The organism is Pleurocapsa sp. PCC 7327, from assembly GCF_000317025.1.
GTDB lineage: Bacteria > Cyanobacteriota > Cyanobacteriia > Cyanobacteriales > Microcystaceae > Hydrococcus.
Map to the genome: position 1 here is coordinate 3528873 of NC_019689.1, position 23815 is coordinate 3552687.

At 45.6% G+C, this 23815-nt stretch carries 22 protein-coding genes and 1 tRNA gene; 12 read left to right on the forward strand and 11 right to left on the reverse strand.

The annotated features are described in order from the left end of the window. The first annotated feature begins 101 nt into the window (after window positions 1-101). Together thrC and PLE7327_RS15765 are read left to right on the forward strand one after the other, a co-directional pair. On the forward strand, window positions 102-1409 hold the full coding sequence (gene thrC / locus PLE7327_RS15760; protein ID WP_015144797.1) for a threonine synthase: 1308 nt from the start codon (window positions 102-104) through the stop codon (window positions 1407-1409). A gap of 90 nt (window positions 1410-1499) precedes the next feature. Continuing rightward, window positions 1500-1775, forward strand: coding sequence for a MoaD/ThiS family protein (locus tag PLE7327_RS15765; RefSeq protein WP_015144798.1), 276 nt, complete (start codon window positions 1500-1502; stop codon window positions 1773-1775). A 10-nt stretch (window positions 1776-1785) separates the two neighbouring features. On the opposite strand, the gene PLE7327_RS15770 is transcribed toward PLE7327_RS15765, so the two are convergent. Continuing rightward, complete coding sequence (locus PLE7327_RS15770; RefSeq protein WP_015144799.1) at window positions 1786-2688, reverse strand: alpha/beta fold hydrolase; 903 nt, start codon at window positions 2686-2688, stop codon at window positions 1786-1788. Window positions 2689-2863: 175 nt separating this feature from the next. On the opposite strand from PLE7327_RS15770, the gene PLE7327_RS15775 reads away from it, so the two are divergent. The 5 genes from PLE7327_RS15775 to PLE7327_RS15795 all read left to right on the forward strand — a co-directional run bounded on the left by PLE7327_RS15775 (window position 2864) and on the right by PLE7327_RS15795 (window position 9089). Further along, the gene (locus PLE7327_RS15775) at window positions 2864-5338 is read left to right on the forward strand and encodes a type I polyketide synthase (protein ID WP_015144800.1); all 2475 of its coding nucleotides are present in this window, start codon (window positions 2864-2866) and stop codon (window positions 5336-5338) included. Between the two features lie 20 nt (window positions 5339-5358). After that, complete coding sequence (locus PLE7327_RS15780; RefSeq protein WP_015144801.1) at window positions 5359-6009, forward strand: SRPBCC family protein; 651 nt, start codon at window positions 5359-5361, stop codon at window positions 6007-6009. Window positions 6010-6205: 196 nt separating this feature from the next. Beyond that, window positions 6206-6625, forward strand: coding sequence for a DUF3110 domain-containing protein (locus tag PLE7327_RS15785; protein WP_015144802.1), 420 nt, complete (start codon window positions 6206-6208; stop codon window positions 6623-6625). Between the two features lie 17 nt (window positions 6626-6642). Continuing rightward, window positions 6643-7560, forward strand: a complete 918-nt coding sequence (gene murQ / locus PLE7327_RS15790) for an N-acetylmuramic acid 6-phosphate etherase (RefSeq protein WP_015144803.1) — start codon at window positions 6643-6645, stop codon at window positions 7558-7560. Between the two features lie 14 nt (window positions 7561-7574). After that, window positions 7575-9089 carry a site-2 protease family protein gene (locus PLE7327_RS15795; protein WP_015144804.1) on the forward strand — a complete coding sequence of 505 codons (1515 nt, stop codon included), beginning with the start codon at window positions 7575-7577 and terminating at the stop codon, window positions 9087-9089. A gap of 74 nt (window positions 9090-9163) precedes the next feature. Here the strand turns inward: PLE7327_RS15795 and PLE7327_RS15800 are convergent. The 5 genes from PLE7327_RS15800 to PLE7327_RS15820 form a co-directional block, all read right to left on the reverse strand. Beyond that, window positions 9164-9235 (reverse strand) — tRNA-Met (locus PLE7327_RS15800). A 101-nt stretch (window positions 9236-9336) separates the two neighbouring features. After that, entirely contained in the window at window positions 9337-10620 is a 1284-nt protein-coding gene (locus PLE7327_RS15805) for an ABC exporter membrane fusion protein (RefSeq protein ID WP_015144805.1), read from the reverse strand. 3 nt (window positions 10621-10623) lie between these two features. After that, the gene (locus PLE7327_RS15810) at window positions 10624-11208 is read right to left on the reverse strand and encodes a TetR/AcrR family transcriptional regulator (RefSeq protein WP_015144806.1); all 585 of its coding nucleotides are present in this window, start codon (window positions 11206-11208) and stop codon (window positions 10624-10626) included. 146 nt (window positions 11209-11354) lie between these two features. Next, complete coding sequence (locus tag PLE7327_RS15815) at window positions 11355-12056, reverse strand: response regulator transcription factor (protein ID WP_015144807.1); 702 nt, start codon at window positions 12054-12056, stop codon at window positions 11355-11357. A 275-nt stretch (window positions 12057-12331) separates the two neighbouring features. Then, entirely contained in the window at window positions 12332-14131 is a 1800-nt protein-coding gene (locus tag PLE7327_RS15820; protein WP_015144808.1) for an ABC transporter ATP-binding protein, read from the reverse strand. A 360-nt stretch (window positions 14132-14491) separates the two neighbouring features. On the opposite strand from PLE7327_RS15820, the gene sixA reads away from it, so the two are divergent. The 3 genes from sixA (at window position 14492) to PLE7327_RS15835 (ending at window position 17339) form a co-directional block, all read left to right on the forward strand. Then, window positions 14492-14992 carry a phosphohistidine phosphatase SixA gene (gene sixA, locus PLE7327_RS15825; RefSeq protein ID WP_015144809.1) on the forward strand — a complete coding sequence of 167 codons (501 nt, stop codon included), beginning with the start codon at window positions 14492-14494 and terminating at the stop codon, window positions 14990-14992. 117 nt (window positions 14993-15109) lie between these two features. Continuing rightward, the gene (locus PLE7327_RS15830; RefSeq protein WP_015144810.1) at window positions 15110-16291 is read left to right on the forward strand and encodes a citrate synthase; all 1182 of its coding nucleotides are present in this window, start codon (window positions 15110-15112) and stop codon (window positions 16289-16291) included. Between the two features lie 172 nt (window positions 16292-16463). Beyond that, window positions 16464-17339, forward strand: a complete 876-nt coding sequence (locus PLE7327_RS15835) for an MBL fold metallo-hydrolase (RefSeq protein WP_015144811.1) — start codon at window positions 16464-16466, stop codon at window positions 17337-17339. A gap of 74 nt (window positions 17340-17413) precedes the next feature. On the opposite strand, the gene PLE7327_RS15840 is transcribed toward PLE7327_RS15835, so the two are convergent. Beyond that, complete coding sequence (locus tag PLE7327_RS15840) at window positions 17414-17674, reverse strand: hypothetical protein (protein WP_015144812.1); 261 nt, start codon at window positions 17672-17674, stop codon at window positions 17414-17416. A gap of 343 nt (window positions 17675-18017) precedes the next feature. Here PLE7327_RS15840 and PLE7327_RS15845 point away from each other — a divergent pair, with 343 nt between their 5' ends. Together PLE7327_RS15845 and hemH are read left to right on the forward strand one after the other, a co-directional pair. Further along, window positions 18018-19001 carry a permease gene (locus tag PLE7327_RS15845; protein ID WP_015144814.1) on the forward strand — a complete coding sequence of 328 codons (984 nt, stop codon included), beginning with the start codon at window positions 18018-18020 and terminating at the stop codon, window positions 18999-19001. Between the two features lie 786 nt (window positions 19002-19787). Then, entirely contained in the window at window positions 19788-20951 is a 1164-nt protein-coding gene (hemH, locus tag PLE7327_RS15850; protein ID WP_015144816.1) for a ferrochelatase, read from the forward strand. 50 nt (window positions 20952-21001) lie between these two features. On the opposite strand, the gene PLE7327_RS15855 is transcribed toward hemH, so the two are convergent. From PLE7327_RS15855 to PLE7327_RS15870, 4 genes are all read right to left on the reverse strand, one after another. After that, complete coding sequence (locus PLE7327_RS15855) at window positions 21002-21415, reverse strand: KH domain-containing protein (RefSeq protein WP_015144817.1); 414 nt, start codon at window positions 21413-21415, stop codon at window positions 21002-21004. Then, the gene (rpsP, locus tag PLE7327_RS15860) at window positions 21408-21656 is read right to left on the reverse strand and encodes a 30S ribosomal protein S16 (protein ID WP_015144818.1); all 249 of its coding nucleotides are present in this window, start codon (window positions 21654-21656) and stop codon (window positions 21408-21410) included. Before rpsP ends, PLE7327_RS15855 begins: the two co-directional genes overlap by 8 nt. 139 nt (window positions 21657-21795) lie before the next feature. Next, window positions 21796-22296, reverse strand: a complete 501-nt coding sequence (locus PLE7327_RS15865; protein WP_015144819.1) for a hypothetical protein — start codon at window positions 22294-22296, stop codon at window positions 21796-21798. A 526-nt stretch (window positions 22297-22822) separates the two neighbouring features. Beyond that, window positions 22823-23758 carry an NAD-dependent epimerase/dehydratase family protein gene (locus tag PLE7327_RS15870; RefSeq protein WP_041393425.1) on the reverse strand — a complete coding sequence of 312 codons (936 nt, stop codon included), beginning with the start codon at window positions 23756-23758 and terminating at the stop codon, window positions 22823-22825. Between the last annotated feature and the right edge of the window lie 57 nt (window positions 23759-23815).

Genomic DNA, 23815 nt, shown 5'->3' on the forward strand with positions numbered 1-23815 from the left:
ATTTTTCCTATACCCGACAAAATAAGTAGGGTATGTTTGACGGGGATTTTTGACTGTGATACTATCGAGCGAAGTTGACGGATGATAGAGAGACACCGACCATGACCCAGGCAACCCAAACTCAAACCCCATCTACTTTTACTCCCACCTTCACCAAGCTAGTTTCTAAAGAAGGAGGAACCGAATACCCGCTTAAAGCTCTCCATATTTGTGAGGAAACCTTTGCGCCTCTAGAAGTGGCTTACGACTACGACCTCATTCGCCGCCAAGTTAGTCGCGAAAGCATCCAAGCGGGACCAAACTCAATTTGGCGCTATCGGGCATTTCTCCCCGTCGCTACTGAAAATCCTATTGACGTGGGAACTGGGATGACTCCCCTAGTCAAATCTCATCGCTTGGCGCGTCGCCTGGGTTTGAAGAATCTCTACATCAAAAATGATGCCGTCAATATGCCTACCCTCAGCTTCAAGGATAGGGTAGTATCCGTTGCGCTGACTCGCGCCCGCGAACTAGGATTTACAACGGTTTCCTGTGCCAGTACGGGTAACTTAGCTAATTCTACTGCCGCGATCGCAGCTCATGCAGGATTAGATTGCTGCGTTTTCATCCCTGCGGATCTCGAAGCTGGAAAAGTCCTAGGCACTTTAATTTACAATCCTACTGTCATGGCGGTTAAAGGCAATTACGACCAAGTAAACCGCCTGTGTTCGGAAGTGGGTAATACCTATGGATGGGGATTTGTCAACATCAACTTGCGTCCCTACTATTCTGAAGGCTCAAAGACATTAGGATTTGAAGTTGCCGAACAGTTGGGATGGAAACTTCCGGATCATATCGTTGCGCCTCTCGCATCTGGTTCTTTATACACCAAGATTTACAAGGGCTTCCAAGAGTTCGTTAAAGTTGGCTTAGTAGAAGATAAAAACGTTCGCTTTAGCGGCGCACAAGCAGAAGGATGTTCTCCCATCGCGCAAGCTTTCAGGGAAGAAAGAGACTTTGTTACGCCTGTCAAACCCAATACAATTGCCAAGTCTATTGCCATTGGCAACCCGGCTGACGGGATTTATGCACTAGAAATTGCGAGGAAGACAGGTGGTAATATTGAATCGGTTACTGATGCCGAAATTGTCGAAGGAATCAAGTTACTAGCCGAAACCGAAGGAATCTTCACCGAAACCGCAGGCGGTACGACTGTTGCAGTATTAAAGAAATTGGTAGAAGCCGGAAAAATCGACCCCGATGAAACTACAGTAGTTTATATTACGGGTAACGGACTCAAGACTCAGGAAGCCGTGCAGGGTTACATTGGCGAACCTCTAGTCATTGAGCCAAAATTAGATAGTTTCGAGCGTGCTTTAGAACGTTCTCGGACGCTAGAACGCCTTGAATGGCAACAAGTTTTGGTTTAGTTATTGGTTAGTAGTTAGTGGATAGTTTTTCTACTAACTACTAACTATTAACGACTAACTACTCATCTGTGATAACTAATAACTGAATTTATGGCTGTAAAAGTTTTAATTCCTACTCCACTGCAAAAATTCACTAGCGATCGCGCGACAATTGAATGTACCGGAACTACCGTGAGCGAATTAATTGACTCGCTAGAACACAACTGTCCCGGTATCAAAGCTCGTTTGTGCGATGAAGAAGGCAAGCTGCGCCGCTTCTTGAACTTCTACGTCAACAGCGAGGATATTCGCTTTTTAGATGGAGCCGAAACTCCGCTCAAAGATGGAGATGAGGTGAGTATCGTTCCTGCCGTTGCTGGCGGTTAGAGCCAATCAATTACTCTTCGAGCAATTTAAGAAATTTGCGAATTAAACCAATTGTCACCCCAGGTAATTCAAGCTGGGGTGTCAATCCTACTTCATCCAATTCCAGAAAGACCTTAACAGCTTCTGGATTGAGAGCAGCTAGACGCTTTCCGATTTCGGGACCCGTAAACTGAGATTTGCGACCCCAAATTATGGCAGTAGGAGTCTTTAGCTGAGTGATGTATTTTGAGAGATCGAAACACAAATCGCCCCGGACAAAAGAGAGGGCAGCATATTCTGCGTTAGGTTGTTGGGCAGATTTGAGATAAGCCTTGACAATTTCTGGATAAACGCGATCGCGAGCGGCAAATTGGTTATTTTTAAGAAAGTTCTCTATCCCGCCTTCTGTCGCTACACCAGCACTATAGAGGAATTTATCTAGAAAAGGGACTTTGACGATCTGAGCAAAGATACTGCGAGTATAATCTTCTCCGAAGTCGGATAACCCGGCTGGAGTAGTCAGAATCAAGGACTTGAATAAGTCCGGGCGAGCGATCGCGGCGCGAATGGTAAACGCTGCCGTCAGAGATGAGGCTATAACTGGTGTAGGACTATCGCAAGTTTTCTCGATAAACTCGATAATCGTGCGAATATAATCTTCAGGTAGATAATTGCGTTCGGGATGTTCGGAACGACCCCAACCAATTAAATCTGGTGCTAATACGCGATAGTCGCTAGCAAAAGCTGGATAAACTTTTGACCATTCATAGGCAGAAGATCCACCACCGAAGCCATGTAAGAAAATTAGAGTCGGGAGATTTTCGCTGTCAGGTTTATCTTCCTCTCGCCAAGGTGGTTTGGTTGGCGTATAGTACACCATAGTTCCGAGAGAAGTGACGACCGATTGTCTTTCTACGCCAATAGGTTCGAGCATTTTTGATTCCCTAGAGCATACATTTTCAGTCTACCTCTCTGGTTGAGCGAGTCATCTTACATAAGGAATAGCAAAGCAAAATTTTAACTGAGAGCTTGCACTGACTGTTGGGAATCGTGCAAGATCTCAGTTGTAATCTATATGGCTTATAGAAGACAGGCACAGTAATTATCTAATGGGAACTGCCTCCGAACAACCTGAAAATCTATCCCCAACCAAGCGGGCCTTACTAGCACTCAAGCAAATGCAAGCCAAGCTAGAAGCCTTGGAACGCGCTCAAAACGAGCCAATAGCCATTATTGGCATGGGATGCCGATTTCCTGGCGGTGCCGATAACCCGGAGGCTTTCTGGCAACTGTTGCGGGATGGAGTAGATGCCATTACAGAAGTTCCCTCCGATCGATGGAACATTAATACTTACTACGACTCAAACCCAGATACGCCAGGGAAGATCTGTAATCGTTACGGGGGGTTTGTTCCTCACCTACAAGAGTTTGACGCTCAGTTCTTTCGCATGGCGCCGCGAGAAGCCCTTAGTCTCGACCCCCAACAACGCCTGCTTTTGGAAGTAAGCTGGGAAGCCTTAGAAAATGCAGGGCTAGCACCTGACAAGCTCATGGGCAGTCAGACGGGAGTATTCATCGGTATTTGCAGTACCGATTACTGGCATCGCTTGCTCTTAAGAAAACCGACTGAAATCGATGCTTACCTAACAACGGGCAATACTCACAGTATGGCATCAGGTCGCTTGTCTTATATTTTTGGTTTCAACGGACCCAGCCTATCAATAGATACGGCATGTTCTTCATCGCTAGTTGCCGTTCATTTAGCTTGCCAAAGCCTGCGCAACCAAGAATGTAATTTGGCTTTAGCGGGAGGAGTTAACCGAATTCTTGCGCCAGAAGCGAGTATCAATTTTTCAAAAGCGAAAATGCTTTCGAGCGACGGTCGTTGCAAAACCTTTGATGCTTCTGCCGATGGATTTGTTCGTGCGGAAGGGTGCGGGGCGATCGTTCTCAAGCGCCTTAGCGATGCAGTTGCAGCAGGAGATAATATATTCGCACTCATTTGCGGTTCGGCTGTCAATCAAGACGGTCGCACTAGCGGACTGACCGTACCTAATGGACCCTCGCAACAGGCGGCGATCGAGCAGGCATTGAAAAACAGTCGCATCGAACCACACCAGATCGATTATATAGAAACTCATGGCACTGGTACGGCTCTCGGAGATCCCATTGAAATAGGAGCGATAGGCGAAGTATTTGGCAAGGAACGTTCTAGCGATCGACCGCTAATAATCGGTTCGGTAAAAACCAATATCGGTCACCTAGAAGCGGCTGCTGGCATTGCTAGCCTAATTAAAGTGGTTCTTGCGCTTCAAAACGAAGAGATTCCACCCAATTTGCATTTCCAGGTTCCCAATCCCCACATTAATTGGAAGGAACTGCCAATAAAAGTACCGACACAAAGAATTTCTTGGTTGAGAGGAGAAAAACCGCGCTTAGCAGGAGTTAGTTCCTTTGGCTTTAACGGTACTAACGCTCATGTCGTCGTTCGGGAGTCAGGAGTTGTAGGGGCGGGTTTATCTGAAAACTCTAGGAACCTAGCAACCGTTAATCTAAAAAATCCGCCCCTACAGAAGTCGGAAGTCATCGAACGTCCGCTACATTTATTGACTCTCTCGGCCAAAAATGAGAAGGCTTTGAGAGAGTTAGCCCAACGATATGCAATCTTTTTAGAATCTCATCCGTTTTTAGAAATAGGAGATATTTGTTTTACTGCGAATACAGGGCGATCGCATTTTGACTATCGATTGGGCATCATTGCCTCTTCTGTCGCTCAACTGCGGGAGAAGTTAGCTAATTTTACAACCGGGCAAAACGCTGAAGGAATCCTGCAAGGAAGAGTTCCCAATCCCAATCGCCCTAAGATAGCATTTCTGTTTGCACAAGAAGATTCACAATCCTTTACCTTGGGACAAAAACTCTACGAAACCCAACCTACCTTTCGCACTGCTATCGATACATGTGCTGAAATCTTCCCTTCAGAATTCAAAGTCGATCGTTCAAAATTCAGAGCCTTTGCTCTCGAATATGCCCTATGTCAATTGTGGAAATCCTGGGGGATAGAACCCTCTGTTGTTATGGGCTATGGAGTAGGAGAATACGTGGCTGCTTGCGCGGCGGGAGTATTGAGCCTAGAAGACTGCTTGCAATTAATTATTGCCGCTTCTGCGGAGGTAACGGCTGGGGCAGTCCGCTATTGTGAGCCAAAAATTCCAATAATTTCTCCGAAAACCGGAAAAGTTGCCAATGACGCTCTAATATCTCCCGATTATTGGCGCGATCGCGAAAAAACATCGATAAAGTTAACAGAGGGAATCAAAACTTTACACCAGTTAGGTTGTGAGATCTTGATAGAAATTAGTCCCCAGCCTACTTTTCTAAAAACCGAAGCCAGCGGACTCTGGCTGTCTAGTTTGTCACCAGAACGAGAAGACTGGCAACAAATCTTATTGAGTCTGCTCCAGTTATACTTGCGGGGAGCGTCTGTAGATTGGTTGGGTTTTGACCGAGACTATCTGCGTCGCAAGGTAATATTACCTACCTATCCGTTTCAGAGACAACGTTATTGGATAGAAACAACATGATATACAATAGGCGAAATTTAATGTCATCAGGTTTAGCAGTGTTCGTAACTCCTCATTTCCAAAAGCACCGTCGCTCGCTGGCAGGCTCCCTTCCCGCCATCGCTCTCGGTGCAACCCTAGCATTCAGTCCTCTAGTCTTGGCAGGGACGGCTAACAACCCGATCGCGAGCCTTCCAGCCCAAGAACAAGCCGCCCTAGAGTCGGGGGCAGCCGTTCTGACGGGTCGCGAAGGACAATATACTTGTCGAGTGTTAGTCAATGCACCCGTTGCCACGGTTTGGAAGGTGTTAACCGACTACGATAATTTCGAGAACTTTTATCCCAACGTCGTCTCTAGCCAAATTGTAGAAAATAAAGGCAATCGGAAAGTTTTTGAACAGGTTTACGTCATCAAGGCTCTAATTTTTACTAAGGAGGAGCGCGTTCGCATTGCCGCAACAGAAACCTATCCCAAGCAAATTGATTTTAGCCTGGTTCAAGGAGATTTAAACTCTCTTGAAGGCGCTTGGCGAATCGATCCCGTTTCGTCCGATCGAGTTCTGATTACCCATCAAGTCTCCGTCGTCCCGAAAGACAAGGATCGCGCCTTATTTTATGGGATTTACGAAGATACCTTAGAAAACCTCCTTAGATCTGTCAAGCAGCAAGTCGAGCAATATGCTGTTAGATAATCAGGCGCTCTGAAATTCATTGAATTCGTTTTTTGGCGGGCAGGCGTACAACCTGCCCAGATTTTGTCGTCTCTGATTTAATTTCTCCAGAAGGTGGGATGTTCAATTGTCTTCATTGTTGGATATTCTTATGTAAATAAAGATTCATTCTTAACGCTCCTGTAGTTAGGATCGGTTCCTGTAGGAGGACTTAACTATGCGCGTATTCGTACTGTTGTTTAATGCCCGAACTGAAAATGAAGGCATCCACACGATTCAAATAGGCGATCGCAATAAAGTCTTGATGTTTGAGTCAGAAGATGACGCGACTCGCTATGCTCTCCTGCTAGAAGCTCAAGACTTTCCAGCCCCAACCGTAGAAGCGATCGATTCCGAGGAAATCGAGGAATTTTGCCGTAGCGCGGACTATGATTGGGAAATTGTCAAGGATGGCATGCTAGCTATTCCCCCCGACAAAAATGTCGAAAACACAGATTGGAAACCAGACGGGAATTATTCAGAACCGGAGACGGCAACTGAAACGGAAACCGGAACGGAAACCGGAACGGAAACCGACTCAGAAATATCCCCATCTGAGTTAGAGAGTATTCGTCGTCGGCTCGAAGGGCTACTTTAAACAATTCAAAATTCACAATGGAAACTTTGGAAGAAAGAGGTCACCTGCTCACAGAGCAGATTAATCCCAACAGCCGCAATCTAGATGGACTGACATCGCTAGAACTCGTCGATCTTTTCAATCAAGAAGATGCTCAAACCTTAGCGGCAATCGCCAAAGCGCGGATGGAATTGGCAAGGGCGATCGACCTGGCCGCCGAGTCGCTGCGTCGGGGAGGAAGGCTTTTTTATGTCGGTGCGGGAACGAGCGGACGTTTGGGCGTATTAGATGCGGCGGAATGTCCTCCGACTTTCTGTACGCCGCCGGAAATGGTACAGGGAATCATTGCCGGAGGGGCAACCGCCCTAGTTCGCAGCTCGGAAGATTTAGAAGATAGAAAAGAAGATGGAGCGGCTGCGATCGCCGAGCGACGAATCAATGAATTAGATGTCGTAGTCGGCATTACGGCGGGGGGAACTACTCCCTTCGTCCATGGGGCAATCGAAGCCGCCAAGCAACGAGGCGCGACGACCATTGCCATTAGCTGCGTTCCTGCCGAGCAGGTCGCCATTCACGCTGATGTGGACATTCGCTTGCTCACCGGACCGGAGGTTTTAGCAGGATCGACGCGACTAAAAGCCGGGACAGCGACTAAAATGGCATTAAACATCCTCTCCACGGGGGTGATGGTACGCCAGGGAAAAGTCTACGGCAATCGCATGGTCGATGTAGCCGTCACCAATCGCAAACTGCGCGATCGCGCTCTGCGCATCCTACAAGATATCACCCAACTCAGCCGCCAAGAAGCTGATAAACTCCTAGAACGCAGCGGCAAGCGGGTTAAACTCGCCCTGTTAATGCACTGGAGCGGATTGGATGCCGAAGCGGGCGATCGCCTCCTAGAACGACACCAAGGCAATCTTCGCGCTGCTCTCCAAGATCGCACTCAACTGTAACGCTCGGAGCCAAAATGATTAACGCATCAGAAACTACTGCCATTGCCGCTATTGTTCTAGTCGCGCTAGGAATTTTAGCTTGGGGGTACAATCGGGCAAAAGCCTATGGCAAATTGGGGATCTTAGCCTGGTTGCAATCCGTTATTCTCATGGCTCCCTGGTTAATTTTCTTTGGCTTATTCGCGGCGGGAATCTATTTGAATTTGGTGGGCATTCTCTTCCTACTCGTCGCTTCAGTCGTCGTCTATATTTATTTAGGAAATCGCCTCAGAGCAGAAGGACAAGACGCTATTTTACGCGAGAGAGCTGCCCAAAAGCTCAAAGACGAACGAGAGACAAATCTTCCCCCAACTTCCGAAACGGCGCCAAAAACTGGAGAGCAGCCAGAAGCTATCGTTCCAGAGATCTTGCCGATCCCAGAAGACGACCTAAAACTCATCAAAGGGATTTTTGGCATAGATACTTTTTTCGCTACAGAAACGATTTCCTATCAAGAAGGCGCAATTTTTAAAGGAAATCTGCGAGGGGAACCCGAAACCGTACATGCTCGCCTTTCAGAAAAACTTAAAGAAAATTTTGGCGAAAAATATCGGTTGTTTATGGTAGAAGGGACGGAAGGAAAACCCGTTGTTATCGTCCTTCCCAGCACAAACGACCCGCAACCGACAACTCTTGCTCAGAAAAACTTAGCGTTAGTCCTACTTATTGCCACTATCGCCACGAGTTTAGAATCGGCTGGACTTTTGCTAGGGTTTGATTTATTCAGCAATTTAGGTCGTTACCGGGAAGCTATTCCCCTGAGTCTCGGACTTTGGGCAATCCTAGTCGCTCACGAAATCGGTCATCGCATCGCAGCCAAACGATATAATATTCGCCTGAGCGTTCCCTTTTTCCTTCCAACTTGGCAAATTGGTTCCTTCGGGGCAATTACTCGCTTTGAGTCCTTGCTTCCTAACCGAACTGCTTTGTTTGACGTGGCGCTTGCTGGTCCAGCCTTTGGCGGCATCGTCTCTTTAGCGATGCTAGTCGCTGGGTTAATCCTCTCCCGTCCGGGCAGTTTGTTTCAAGTTCCCAGCCAATTTTTCCAAGGCTCGATTTTGGTGGGAAGTCTTGCCAGAGTGGTTTTAGGGGAGCAGTTGCAAAAAGCGATCGTTGACGTTCATCCGCTGACGATACTCGGCTGGTTAGGGCTAGTGATTACCTCCTTAAATTTGCTACCTGCCGGACAATTAGACGGGGGAAGAATCGTTCAAGCCATCTACGGAAGGAAGATAGCCAGACGCACTTCTATTGCTACTTTAGTTCTCTTAGGACTCGTTGCTTTAATTAACCCTGCCAATCCCATTCCTCTGTACTGGGCAGTTTTAATTCTATTTTTACAACGCGATCTAGAACGTCCTAGCCTCAACGAACTAACCGAACCTGACGATACTCGCGCTGCTTGGGGTCTATTAGCACTGTTTTTGATGTTGGCAACCTTGATTCCTCTCAGTCCGGGTTTAGCAGGGCGTTTAGGGATTGGGGGCTAGCAAGCAAGAGAGCAAAGGAGGCAGGAGAAAGGGATACATGCCGCTCCTCATACTCCTTTGTACCAGTCTCGGAATGGCTCAGGTCGGATTTGAACCAACGACCAACGGCTTATGAGTCCGCTGCTCTACCGCTGAGCTACTGAGCCGTATTTTACACTTTATTAATCATACAACAAAAATGCGCGATCGACCCACCCCTCCAACAAAGTCAATCCAATTCGCAATTATCTCAGTCCAACTCCAGAATTTATAATGCGATCGCCGTTTGAACTTGTAAATTAGTCAACCTTTCCACGCGCTTGCTATCTTCGGGATCGAGGCGAATTTTGACTTCTACCACGCGGCGATCGAGGTTTTCTCCAGGTTGGTTGCTAAAAACGTTTTGGCGGCTAACCTGCCAGCCAATTTCCGATACCGTTCCCCGCAATTCGCCTGGAAATGTATTGCTGGTAATGACAGCTTTCTGTCCGAGTCGCACTTTGCCGATATCGGTTTGATAAACTTCTGCTACCACCAGCATTTGGTCGGTTTGAGCGATTTCCACAATTCCAGAATCGCTAATTTTTGCGCCCGGTCGCGCATGAATTTTGAGAATTCTTCCCGCCATCGGCGCGCGAATATAAACTTGATTTAGATTGGTCTGAGTTTGTTTGAGTGCTGCTATGGCGTTATCGACCTCTGCTTGCGCCGATCGCACGTCTACAGAACGAACTTCGGCAATTTGGTCTAAAGTGGCTTTAGCTTGCTTGAGTTGTTGCGATCGCGAGGTCTGAATGCGCCTGAGAGTAGCTCGCGCCTCGTTCAGTTCCTGCCCTCTGGAGGTTTGAATGCGTTTGAGGTTAGCTTGCGCTTCCTTGAGTTGCTGCTGTGCCGTTTGGAAGGCTAAGCGCTTGTTATCGAGTAACGAGGCAGCAGTGGCTCCCTCTTTAAAAAGGGTTTGGTAGCGTTTGTATTCTACTTCGGCATTGGCAAGCTGGACTTTTATCTGCTCGATCGCGGCTTTTTGAGCTTCAATTTCTGTATGTCGTTCGGCTTCGATTCGCGCGATCGTCGCTTTTTGGGCTTCAATTTCCGTGCTTTGTTCGGCTTCTAGACGCGCGATCGCGGCTTGCTGCGCCTGAATTTCCCCAGTTTTCGCCCCTGCTTTGACTTGGGCGAGTTTGGCTTGCGCCATTTTGACCCGCTCTCTAGCTTGCGCGACCTCATCTTGCAAGCGAGCGCGCGAATCGAGTATGGCAATAACTTGTCCCGCTTTAACGCGATCGCCCTCTTTGACGAGTAGTTGGGCAACTCTGTCTCCATCTAGCGCTATGGGTGCGGCGACGGGAACGACTTCTGCTTCCGGTTCCAAGTGTCCTAGTGCAGTTACTTTTTTGAGTTGAGGAACTCGTGCCGACTCAGATGTAGTTTCCTTTGCTGATTGTAAGTGTGAAATGCTATAGAGTGCGATCGCTCCTGTAAAAGCGATTCCCATCGCTACCGAACCAATTATCCAGCGAGTAGACTTTTTCGGCAAACCTTGCAGACTCATGATTTACTTCCTTAACTTATTATTGTTATTGAGATAGGCAGTTAACATCTTCGTCAGGACTTTAGCTTGAGCTGAGTAATCAACGCATCCATAACCATATATCTGCCGCCAGATCAGACCATCTACTAAGCTGAGTAAGAAGGTAATCAATTCGGGATCTTCAATGCCCAAAAGTTTTGACATTGACTTTGCTACTCGCATGCACGATTGTCTGAGTGCATCGCTTAACTCTCGTCCTTGCTGTTGCTGCTGCTTGTAAAAATCTGCAAAGATAAGTGTTTGCTTAAAAAAATAATCCTGATTGCGACTGATGAAGTCAAATGATTTCTCAATTCGTTCCTCCAGAGTTCGAGCATCTTTTAATTCTGCCGTTACCCGCAGGATGTCTCCTTCGACTAATTCTTCAACCAACTGCTCGAACAAAGCCTGTTTGCTAGGAAAGTAGTGATAGAGCGTTCCAGTAGAAACTCCCAGTCCTTCGGCAATCTTGCGCATGGTAATCGTTCCATAGCCTTTTTCGGCAAACAAGTCAAAGCTCTTGGCGAGCAATTCTTTGCGGTATAAGTCATGGTCTACAATTTTGGGCATAGGGGATGTTTTCGGAGGTTTGATGTTGATTTTATTATATCGAACATTTGTTATAAAATCAAGCGAGCAATAAAATAATACGAGCAATTGGAACTCCTAGAATTCACAACGAGGATGAAGAAAGCACAAACAATTTATTTCTCTTGCTACAAGGTCTGAGTAAAAACATACAGAGTTCCTAGCATAATCAAGATAATCAAAAAAACATTAACGAAGAAAAATTTATATAAAGAAGCTATTTGTTTCTCCAACCTACGGGTTAAATGCGAAAGGTTATCGACTTTGATTTGTAAATTTGTATACTGGGCGACAGAAACTCTATTTTCTTGCTCTAAGATTTTTTTAATTTCTTTCTTGATTTTCTCTGGCGTTTGAATTTGCAGTTTAAGCGCTTCTCTCAAGCGATTGTTTTCATTTGAATCCGCCTGTAATCTTGGAATTTTACTAACATATTTTCCGATCAGATCGGGGCCAAGCTGAAAATAACCTTTATAAGCATAGCGAATTGCCATTACTAATTCTCGTGCGGGAGTAGTCTTGAGAAGATATCCTTTTGCTCCCATTTGTAAAGCACAATTTAGATATTGCTCGTCGTCGTAGCTAGTAAGCATTAAAACTTTGCTTGAGAGAAAGCGTTCCGAGATGATCCTAGTAGCTTCCAAGCCATTGATCCCTGGCATCTCAATATCCATTAACACTAGATCTGGGTTGAGTTTTTCTACTTGTGCTACAGCCTCATGACCGTTAGTAGCAAATCCAACTATCTCTAGATCTGGTTCGGTATCTAAATAGCCTTTCAATGCTTGATGGACGGTTTTTTGATCGTCAACTACGAGAATACGAATCATATAACTAATTTAAGCAAAAGCGGTTTAGAAAAACTTTTAAAACCGCCAACAAATAAACATTGGGTTTCAAAAAAATGTATTCAATTATTATCCTATAATTTATCTTTTCAAGCAATCGAAAATTTTATTAAGAATTTTTGCTAGCTTGTTAACTAAAAATAGTTGGAAGAAATAACAAGTAATTAAAAATTTAAACTAGAAAAATAAAAACTCTAAATTAAATTTCCAGTAAGATTTATGATTATGTTAAGCATGCAAATTAGATAAAGAAACAGTCACTCGCCCGACAATCGAACCAAAGGAAGTTTACTCATTTGCAAAGCGTAAAGTCGAGCAAACAGACCTTGATTATCTAGCAGTTGCTGGAGGCTGCCGCTCTCGACAATGCGTCCTGCCTCCAAAACGACGATGCGATCGGCTTTGCGGATAGTGGAGAGGCGATGGGCAACGACAAAGGTGGTACGCCCGCCCATCAGACGTTCTAACGCTTCCTGAATCAAAGATTCTGAGGCAGAATCTAGCGAAGCCGTTGCCTCGTCAAGCAGCAACACGCGAGGATTGCGGATAAGAGCGCGGGCGATCGCGATTCGCTGCCGCTGTCCGCCAGAGAGTCTCACCCCATTTTCCCCAATCGGGGTATTGAGTCCTTGAGGCAGTTCCTCGATAAATTCGAGGGCGTTAGCATCCTCGATCGCTTGCCTCAATTGTGTCTCGCTTGCCCCAGCGGTTCCGTAGAGAATATTTTCCTCAACTGTTCCCTCAAATAAAATTGTCTCCTGAGAGACTACGGAAAGGAAACGCCGATAGGTTCTCAGATCTAAGGTATTGAGATCGCGTCCGTCGAGGAAAATTCGTCCGGCACTCGGACGCAAAAAGCCGATAATTAGATTGAGAAGGGTGGACTTGCCCGCGCCCGAAGCCCCGACGATCGCGATAGTTTCTCCCGGACTGACTGCAAGGGAAAAATCGGCAAGGGCGGGTTTTTCGGCATAGGGATAGGTAAAACCGACCGACTCGAAAGTGAAAGCCCCTCGTACTTCGGTAACGAGAATTTTGCCATGATTGGGTTCTATTTGCGGGCATTCGAGAATTTCTCCAACCGAGCGAATGGCATCGAATCCTCTCCCGATTTGCGGTAGGACGGCAAGAATCTGTAATATCGAAGTCGTCAGCGAGTCAAAATAGCCAGTCAGTAAGACGACGCTACCCGCAGTGACTCCAAATTGACCTTTATAGGCAAGAACAGCTGAGACAATCAGACACAGACAACCGAACAGCCGTAACGTCACCCAGGAGGCTGCACCCGCGATCGCATTAATGCGATCGACGCGCATTGCCGCCTCCTGAAATAAAATAAGCTTGTTGTGAGTGCGATCGATTTCGGTGCTTTCTGCTCCATGAGCGCGAGTTATGGGAATTAGCTTGACCATTTCAACCAGATACGCCGACATGGTTTCATACTGCTGCCGTAACTTCTGATTGCGATCGCTGAGCGGTTTTATCAGTACTCGCATTAAAATGACGGTTAGCGGTACGGTTGCCAGGAAAAACAGTAAGAAACTAGGAACGCGAATGCCTGTTACAATCAGTGCGATGAGAATGGTTAGCAGCGCAGAGGGCAAAAATTCAAATAACTGACTTGTCAGCAGTTGAATCGATTCTACATCCCTGAGAAGTTTGGATTGCATGAGTCCCGTGCTGTTTTGGTAATAAAATTCTAGGGAGAGTTCTTGCAGTCGTTGAATCAGTGCAGCGCGCAGTCTAGACTCCATTCTCCGAGTAGCTAAACTCATAAATCGGACGTACAGATAGTGAGTAGGAATATTCTGTACCACAGAAACCGCAAAGATAGCTCCATTCAACCAGAGTTCCCAGAAAGCATGCTGGCTCGGAGTCGAGATAATATCGATAATATTAGCCAGAATAAGGGGTCTAAGCCATTCAGGGCTGTGCTTGATGACATAAAACATCATTGACAGCCCAATATAGCGGAGGTCTTGGCGATAGAGTAAGAGCAGCGTTCTGAAAGGACGCTTTCCCCGATAGTCTTGAATTATTGAATAAGGTAATACCATTGACGGTGACTAGCGACTGGTAGGAGCAAAGCATGTCGCCCCGTACAGTTACCAGTTTTAGGGGGAGCGAACCTAAATTGTCAATGAAGCAGATTATGGAACTAACCGACCGTCAATTGACAATCTCCGCCCTTATAGGGCGGAGATTCTTCTACGGCAACTAGGATAACATAAATAATAAAGCCGTCTGGAAAGATGGGGCTTGTATCCCATTATTTCTGGTCATTGGTCACTGGTCATTCGATGAAAGGATTTTCGATTTTGGATTGGGGATTAGTTAGTAGATAGTAGTTAGCGGAAAGTGATTGGTCTTGTTTCTTTTCTCCCCATCCCCTAACTCCCCCCACACTCCTCTTTCTTATGGAACTCTACCTCATCCGCCACGGAATTGCTGGCGATCGCGATCCCCTTAAGTATCCTAACGATGAAGAACGACCCCTGACGGATAAAGGTCGTTTAAGGACGCAGCAAGTCGCCCAACGCTTGTATGATATTGGGGTGCGATTCGATTTAATTTTGACCAGTCCGCTAGTGCGGGCGTATCAAACGGCTGAGATTTTGCAAAAAGCGGGTTTATGCGATCGCCTAGAAGAATTTGCTGCCCTAGCTCCCGATGGCGATGTACGGGTTTGGGCAAACTGGTGGTTGGAATCTCGATACAATAAAGGAAATAACTGTCTTGCCCTAGTAGGTCATCAACCGGACTTAGGAAATTGGGCAGAAGTTTTAGTGTGGGGAAGTCCGAAAGAAAAGTTAGTGGTGAAAAAAGCAGGTGTTATCGGCTTGCTCCTGCCCGATGGAGAAAACCCTCTAGGCAACAGCGAATTATTTTTACTAACCTCGCCAAAATGGCTGCTCTAGGCTCTAAATAATGCTCTAGATAATAAACAATCATTAAAGCATTTCGGTAAAACCGAAGACACTAGAGCACCTTGAGGTAAGTTAGCTTCAGGTAGTAGAAACGTCACGATTAGAACCATGACAACAGCTTGCGAATATAAACCGGGCTTGGAAGGAATTCCAGCCGCTCAATCTAGCGTCAGTTATATAGACGGGAAGAAAGGAATTCTCGAATATCGCGGTATTCCAATCGAGGAACTCGCCGTCAAAAGTACTTTTCTCGAAGTAGCCTATCTCTTGATTTGGGGTAAACTACCGACTAAAGAGGAACTCGCCGCGTTTGAAACAGAAATCCGCTACCATCGACGCATCAAGTATCGCATTCGCGACATGATGAAATGCTTCCCAGAAACGGGACACCCGATGGACGCGCTGCAAACCTCGGCGGCAGCGCTAGGGCTATTTTACTCCCGTCGAGCCTTAGACGATCAAGCTTATATCCGAGCAGCAGTCGTGCGCCTGCTGGCTAAAATTCCAACCATGGTGGCAGCGTTTCATATGATGCGCAGGGGGAATGACCCCGTTCAACCCAACGACGATCTGGACTATTCTGCTAACTTTTTATACATGCTCACCGAGCGGATTCCCGATCCTCAAGAAGCCGAGATTTTCGACCGTTGTCTAATCCTTCACGCCGAGCATACCATGAATGCTTCTACCTTCTCGGCAAGGGTGACGGCTTCGACTTTAACCGACCCCTATGCAGTGATTGCTTCTGCTGTGGGAACGCTAGCTGGACCGTTGCATGGGGGAGCCAATGAAGAAGTTCTCGAAATGCTTGAAGAAATTGGCTCGGTAGATAATGTCCACCCTTATGTAGAAAAGTGCCTAAAGCAAAATCCCAAACATAAATTTATGGGTTTTGGACATCGCGTTTGGAAAGTTAAAGATCCCCGCGCAATTATGTTGCAAAATTGGGCAGAAGAGCTTTTTGAAAAGAAGGGTCGCGACGAGTATTACGACGTTGCTGTCAAATTAGAAAAGGTTCTTGTAGAAGAGAAAGGGTTTGGAGAACGGGGAATTTATCCCAATGTAGATTACTACTCCGGTTTGGTTTATCGCAAGTTGGGAATTCCTAACGACCTGTTTACGCCAATCTTTGGTATCTCGCGAGTTGCTGGTTGGCTAGCCCATTGGAAAGAGCAACTGGAAGTTAACCGTATCTACCGTCCTACGCAGATTTATACTGGCGATCACGCTCTATCTTATATTCCTATGGAAGAGCGCGTTGTTTCTCTACAACGAAATGGCAAGAATTGAAATCCATAACTGAAGTTGACATAGGTTGAGTTTAGGCTGGGGCGATCGCTCTCGATTGTGAGGTGCGATCGCTTTAATTTTGTCGCTTTATGACATAAAACGTATTCATAACGACTACATTTATGAACTAGAATAGACGCAAGACTTTTAGTTATAAGGGTTGGAGAAAATAATGGCTCAGCTCAAACAGCGACGTTCTGAAAACGTCGATGGCAACTTTTATGTCGATTCCACCTGCATCGACTGCGATACTTGTCGCTGGATGGCACCAGAAATATTTAATCGTTCGGGAGAACAGTCAGCTGTCTATCATCAACCCGCCAACGAAATAGAACGATTGCGTGCCATGCAAGCGCTGTTGTCCTGTCCGACAGCTTCTATTGGCACGGTAGAAAAACCCAAAGATATCAAAGCTGCTCAGCGAAGCATTCCCATTCTTATCGAAGAGAATGTTTATCACTGCGGCTATCATTCTGAGGATTCCTACGGTGCGGCTAGTTACTTAATTCAGCGTTCGGATGGCAATATTTTGGTCGATTCGCCTCGCTATGCGCCTTCCTTGGTTAAACGATTAGAGGAGATGGGAGGAGTGCGCTACATGTATCTAACCCATCGAGATGACGTAGCCAATCATCGAAAATTTAGAGAGCATTTTAACTGCGATCGCATTCTCCATGTAGATGACATTACATCGAGTGCCGCAGATGTAGAAATTCAGCTGACGGGAACCGAACCAATAGAATTTGCTCCAGACGTATTAATTATTCCCGTTCCCGGACATTCCAAAGGTCATACGGTTCTACTCTATCGTCACAAATTTTTGTTTACTGGCGATCATCTTGCCTGGTCTTCCTATTTGAACCATCTCTATGCGTTTCGTCGCTATTGCTGGTACTCTTGGTCGGAACAGGTCAAGTCCATGCATGAGTTAGCCAACTACACTTTTGAGTGGGTTTTACCTGGTCACGGTCGCCGCTATCATGCCGATACCGAAACGATGCGCCAGCAAATGCAGCAGTGTCTTGCTTGGATGGAAGCAGTTAACTAAAATCGATTCGATAACGCTGCTCGATCCAGATTTGCTCGGATGCTACAACAATCGTAAATTAGGGAAATGACATTTTAGGCGTAGCGATTAATTTCTTCTTGCAACCAGGGATCGACAGGTTGTCCGTCTTTGCGGCGCAGTTCGATTTCAACCATCGTCCTCATATTCACTCCTGGTGGCGCGGGTTGCGGATGGAAAATAATGTCATAGGCGTTGGGATCTTGATTGCGTTCTTTGAGCCAATCGCGGACTTTAATCGTACAGAAAAACGATTGTCCCTGCTCAAACATGCGACCGATTTGCATTCGCAGGCTGTAAGGATTGATGCGAGCCATACTTTTACTTGGTGATGGGTTGTAGATCTATGCTAGCTCTACTCGCTCCTCATCTCGATCGTTGAAATTGAGACAGCAACTAAGATATATTCATTCCAAGTGGCTGTCACCCAAGTATCAGTTGGTAGTTGGCTCATCAATTTCCTCACGCTTATAGGTTTTTGAGGGTTGCTTCTAGTTTTTTAGTGCGATCGCTTTTTCAATCAAAGGCTTAATGCATTTGTGGCTCCATTAACTTAGTATTTAAGAAACGATCGCTCTCCCTGCACAGTCGATAACACGATACAGTAAGCTTGTTTTTTAAACCCGATGCTCGATGTAGCGATTTGTCCGCTTTAGTAACATGATCCAGCTCAGTTACGCTTTTACCTTGTTTTTGAGCCTATTCTTAGAAGCGTTTCCCTTCCTATTGTTGGGAATTTTTGTGTCCAGTTGGTTGCTAGTATTTGCTGACGAGCATCGATTAGCTACTAAGTTTCCTCGTCGTCCTATTTTAGGCGCGATCGTCGGTAGTTGGTTAGGATTGATAGTCCCTGTAGGTCAGTACGGCAATATCCCCGTAACGCGACGGTTGCTGTTGCAGGGAATTCCTAAATCGGTAGCGATGAGTTTTCTGGTTGCCGCACCTACAATTAATCCAATCGTTCTCTGGATTACTTGGAAAGCCTTTCCCGAACAACTGGGAATAATTTTCTTTCGGGTTTTGTTTGCCTGGATTATGGCAGTCGTTATTGCCTGTATCTTTAGTACCTATAACGACAAGCTTCCTTCTGATGGAGAAGCAAACGGGATCGAAAGTCGCTTTCCCTTGCTACGATCGGGTACTTTCTTGGCATTGCCCGTACCAAGCCAGCCTTTACAGGAACTAGAAAATTTAGATGAGGGCGATCGCGCAGCGACAATAACTAAAAAATCTCGAAAATTAGCTGCCAATCTTTTTGTAGAAAATGCCGTACGAGAATTACTAGAGTTGGGCGGTTTTCTGGTTTTAGGCTGTGCGATTGCCTCGATTTGTCAAGTTTTTTTTCCTCAAGAGGCGCTTCTGAATTGGGCAAAAACTCCTGCTACACAAATTTTGGTCATGCTGCTGCTTGGAACCGTCCTTTCAGTTGGTTCGACAGCCGATGTATTCTTTATTAGCTTTTTAAATGCTACTTTTTTAAGAGGAGCGCTGCTGGCATTTTTGCTATTTAGTTCGATTATCGATCTTAAAGCAATTCCTTTGATGCTATCAACATTTCGAGCTAAATTTGTGCTTTATTTACTAATTTTGGCAGGTCTATTGACCTTTCTATTAACTGTATTTCTCGATTTTTACTTTGGCTAGGTCGATCGCTCCAGCCACGATCGCAGGAATAATTATCTATTCTTGATTATTTTGCGATCCCCATAATGTAAACTTTAGTTGCAATCTCTAGAAGCGACAAGAATGGAATGCTAAATTAAGAATTGAAGCTAAACAAGCTTTCCTGGCAGATAAACTTGCAAGGTTCGATAGTTCAATTAATAGGAGAAAAACCTGTTTAAGTTCGCATCTGTCTCGTTAATCGACAATAGCAGCAATCAACTTAAGCACTCGTATTTCCTCAGCTGAAAAAAAGGGAGTAAAGTATCTGAAATTAAATTTCAGTGCAACTCCAGGGATGATTGAGATAAGAGAGGAAAAAGAGCTGGGAGCTTATGCTTGGTTGCTGTTATTGTTATTTAAAAAGACTGACAGCGCTCGGTTATTGGATGAAAAGATTGGTCATTTGTCCTTTGTCATTGGTCATTGGGGATTAATCGTAGGGATGTTTTTTTTGCAGTAAGTGTGGGTTAATCTCTAGCGTTTTTAGATAAACCCGCCCGTACAGGGGTTAGTCGTTAATTGTCCCCTTGTCTCGGAGTCTCCCTACTCCCCACACCTCCCACACTCCCCACACTCCCAACTCCCCATCTCCCTTGCTCCCCTCAACCTAAGTTAAAAGTTAATAATTACAAAAATTAACAGAAAGCCGAAAATCCCGCCGAGCGACTTTAAGATAGCGTATAATTCGTTACCTGTTTTAACCGAAAAACCAATATATTGTTAAACTTGGTAAAGAATATGAAAAGTAAGTGATCTGTAACAATCATGGGTCGTGTCGGGGTTTTACTACTAAATCTAGGTGGTCCGGAGCAGTTAGAAGACGTTCGTCCTTTTCTATTTAACTTGTTTGCCGATCCGGAAATTATTCGCCTTCCTTTTCCTTGGCTGCAAAAGCCGCTCGCTTGGTTGATTTCAACCTTAAGATTCCAAAAATCGCAAGAAAACTACATGCAAATCGGCGGAGGTTCCCCGTTGCGCCGAATTACAGAAGCTCAAGCGCAGGCGCTAGAAGAACGGCTAGCGGAAATCGGTCAGGAGGCAAGGGTTTATATAGGGATGCGCTATTGGCATCCTTTCACGGAGGAAGCGATCGCAGCTATCAAACGCGATCGCATCAAGCGGCTAGTCATACTCCCTCTCTATCCTCAATTTTCTATCAGCACCAGCGGCTCTAGTTTCCGAGTCCTCGAAGAGATATGGAAAAAAGACCCTGCCCTCAGACAGATTGATTATACGATCGTTCCTTGCTGGTACGACAGTCCCGGATACATCAAGGCAATGGTCGATCTCATCGTCCAAGAACTAGAAAAATTTTCCGACCCCGATCGCGTTCATATTTTCTTTAGCGCCCACGGCGTTCCACAAAGTTACGTTGACGAAGCAGGCGATCCCTACCAACAGGAGATCGAGGAATGTACGCGCTTGATAATGAAAACCCTCAACCGTCCCAACGACTATACGCTAGCTTATCAAAGTCGGGTAGGTCCGGTAGAATGGCTCAAGCCTTACACCGAAGATGCTCTAAAAGAATTAGGGGAGAAGGGAATCGAAGATTTATTAGTTACTCCCATTAGTTTCGTGTCCGAACACATCGAGACCTTACAGGAAATCGATATCGAGTATCGAGAAGTGGCAGAAGAAGCAGGAATTAAAAACTTCCAGCGAGTTCCTGCCCTTAACACCCATCCAGTTTTCATTGATGCTTTGGCTGAGTTGACGGTTGAGTCGCTAAAAAAAGCACCTCGTACCTTTGCTGAAGTGCCCCGCCCGAAGAAGAATATGAAGATGTATCCCCAGGAAAGATGGGAATGGGGAATGACAACCGCCGCCGAAGTTTGGAACGGTCGCTTAGCCATGCTTGGCTTTATTGCCTTGATTATTGAATTAATCAGCGGTCGCGGTCCGCTACATTTTGTTGGATTGTTATAGGTTTCGAGATTTCTCAAAACCTATTATCTGCTTCCCGATTCTAAAGCCAATCAGAAGCGCGATTTGCCTGAAGATCTAGGGGAATGAGGACGACGAGCGCGAGTTCTTCCCTCTCTTTCTCTTTTGAGAGAGCCATTATTGTCCCGACCTTCCCGTCGCTTTGGCTTCTCGCTTTGACTTTCGTAAATATCTAAATAAAGGGATTGACCTGCTGCTGCCGCCGCCGTTTCTAGAACCGTGCGAATAGCTTGTAGGTTGCGCCCACCACGACCGAAAACTCGCCCTTTGTCCGTTCCCTCAAAAGCTAATCGAACCCAAACTCGTGTGTTTTGGTTAGATTGCTCGCAGTCGATACTGAGTAACTCTGGTGACTCCAAAAACGGACTGACGAGAAACTTTACCAACCCACAATAGTCTGGAATAGGAGTTTGAGTATCTTTAGACAAGTTTGTTGCCTTAAGCATTGACTTGTTCAAAAACTTTGGCTTTTGTTAGGATGTTGCGTACTGTCTCTGTTGTTTGAGCACCTTCTTTGAGTCGCTTGACAATCGCGGGAACGTTCAGCCGGGTTTCATCGGTTCTCGGATTGTAAAATCCCAGTTCTTCGAGGGGACGACCTTGTCGGCGACTGGTGCTTTGTGTGGCTACGATTCTGTAGCTAACTTCTCTTTTCTTTCCGTATCGCTTTAAGCGCAATTTGATCATAATTAACCCTAAAAATACTCCTTTCCGATTGTAAGGGATTACTAGTTGGATTGGGGAGCTTTATAGATCTTAGAGAAAGTCATGTTGAGTTTTTGGCTCCCGTAGCTTGGCTCCCATCTGACTAGGTTCAGATTTGACTTTAGCAAGAAGCACACAGGAAGAACTCCATTTCTTTTTTGTCTTCGATCGCTTTGAGTGCCAATGCGATCGCGTCATGAATATTATCTGATTCAGCGTTACCTAGATCTTCGACTACTTTAAGAATGCCATCGATTTGTGCTTGGAGCTTTTGTTCTTCTTCTTTCTCCTTCGCTTGTAGCTCTTGAATTTGTTTTTGGATTCTGTTAATCGCCGAGCGTTTGGGAATGATAATTCCGTGAATCAAGCCTTCGATGGCAGCAGTAATGGTCTCATTAATTTCTGTCTGTTGGTCGGGCAATAGCGCAATAACTTCCGACATAGCATTCCGAACGGCTTTCAGAATGACTTTAGGGTCTTCTGTGGCTTGAGATGCAATTTTAGCTTCCGCAGCTAAAACTTTGGTTTCGATAATCTCTCTAATTTTATCTATCTCTAAAGCTTGTTGTCGTTTGGGAGCGCGACTGGGTGCTTTGGTGATGCTTGTTCTTTGGTTAGACATTATTTTTCTCCGATCGCATAATTAATTTCTGTTCTCTTCCTTAAAACTAAGAAAAAACATCAGGAAATGTTAAAGGTCTTGAGAAAATTTATATTTTGTAGCGCAGGCATCGAGAATTTCTAAATCCTCTGTCGATCTCCGTGCCGATTTACAGGCGCCAATCTCCAAAATCTCTGCAACATACCCATTACGGGCACGACACTGCCATGCCCTATTGACAGGTTGTCCCAAAAGTATAAAATTTCATGTTGAGCGTAGCGATCGCGAAGCGAAATATCTTCTACCGATTCGCAATTCGCAATTATCAGCTCGCAATTGGGAAATAGAGATGGATTCTAGCTAGAAATTTAATGTTTTTATCTTTTAATGGCGAATTGCGAATTATCAATTAGTCAGCTGCTCTGGGTGTAAGGCTTTTTCCTCGAGCATCTGTAGCGTTCTTGTTTAGAGATGGTCTTATAGCACTTTTCAGTTAGATGAGAGACAAAATTAGTCGATTGGGGGAAAGGGAAAAAGATATTTCGCTTCAAACAGCCGCAAGAATTTCTTCATCGACTGAGAAATCAATTTCTGCTTGATGACGACCGGAAGCAAGATAATCGTTTTGGAAAGAATCTTTTAATCCGGATAAGAGATCGTATTCTGGTTTCCAATCGAGATGTTCTATTGCTTTATGGACATCGGCAAAGAAATGCTGCACTCGAATGGGAAATGCTTTGCGCTTGCCAAAGTCGAACTTTTTGGGGTCGTAATGTACTAATTTCAGGTCGTCGGGAGATTTTCCGGCTGCTGCGGCACAGGTGCGGGCTAAGCCCTCAAAAGTGACGTAGCGATCGCCGGAAATATTATAGATCTCTCCAATTGCTCGTTCGTTACCCAAAACGGCTGCCATAGCGCTAGCGAGATCTTTGACGTGACCGAATTGAGTGATGTGCAAGCCATTGCCGGGAATGGGAATAGGGCGATCGCGCACGATGCGATCGAAAAACCAAGCTTCTAGGTCGTTATAATTCTGGGGACCATAAATGTAGGTCGGGCGAATGGAAGTCCAAGGCAAGCCGGCTTGTGCTAGGTAACTCTCTGTTTGAAATTTACCTTGGTGACGGCTTTTTGGATCGACGGGATCGCCTTCGAGGTGAGGCATTTGGTCGGATTTGAGATAAACGCCTGCCGAACTGACGTAGACAAAGTGTTTAATTTTATCTTTAAAGATTTCTGCCAAGGGCTGAGTGTCGCTCAGTTCCCGACCATTATTATCGAAAATAGCATCAAAGGACTCTGAGGCAAGTTTTTCTTTTAATTGGGCGACATCGGTGCGATCGCCTTGAATTTGCTTTACTCCTGCAACGGGTGCGGGATTATTGCCCCGGTTGAACAGAACGACTTCGTGACCTCGTTCTACCAAAATTTTTGTTAAATAAACCCCGATAAAACGGGTTCCTCCCATAATTAAAATTCGCATTTTTATCGATCCCTCGATCTGCTTGTTTCCTTTCCAGAATAGGATATAAAGGCTGAG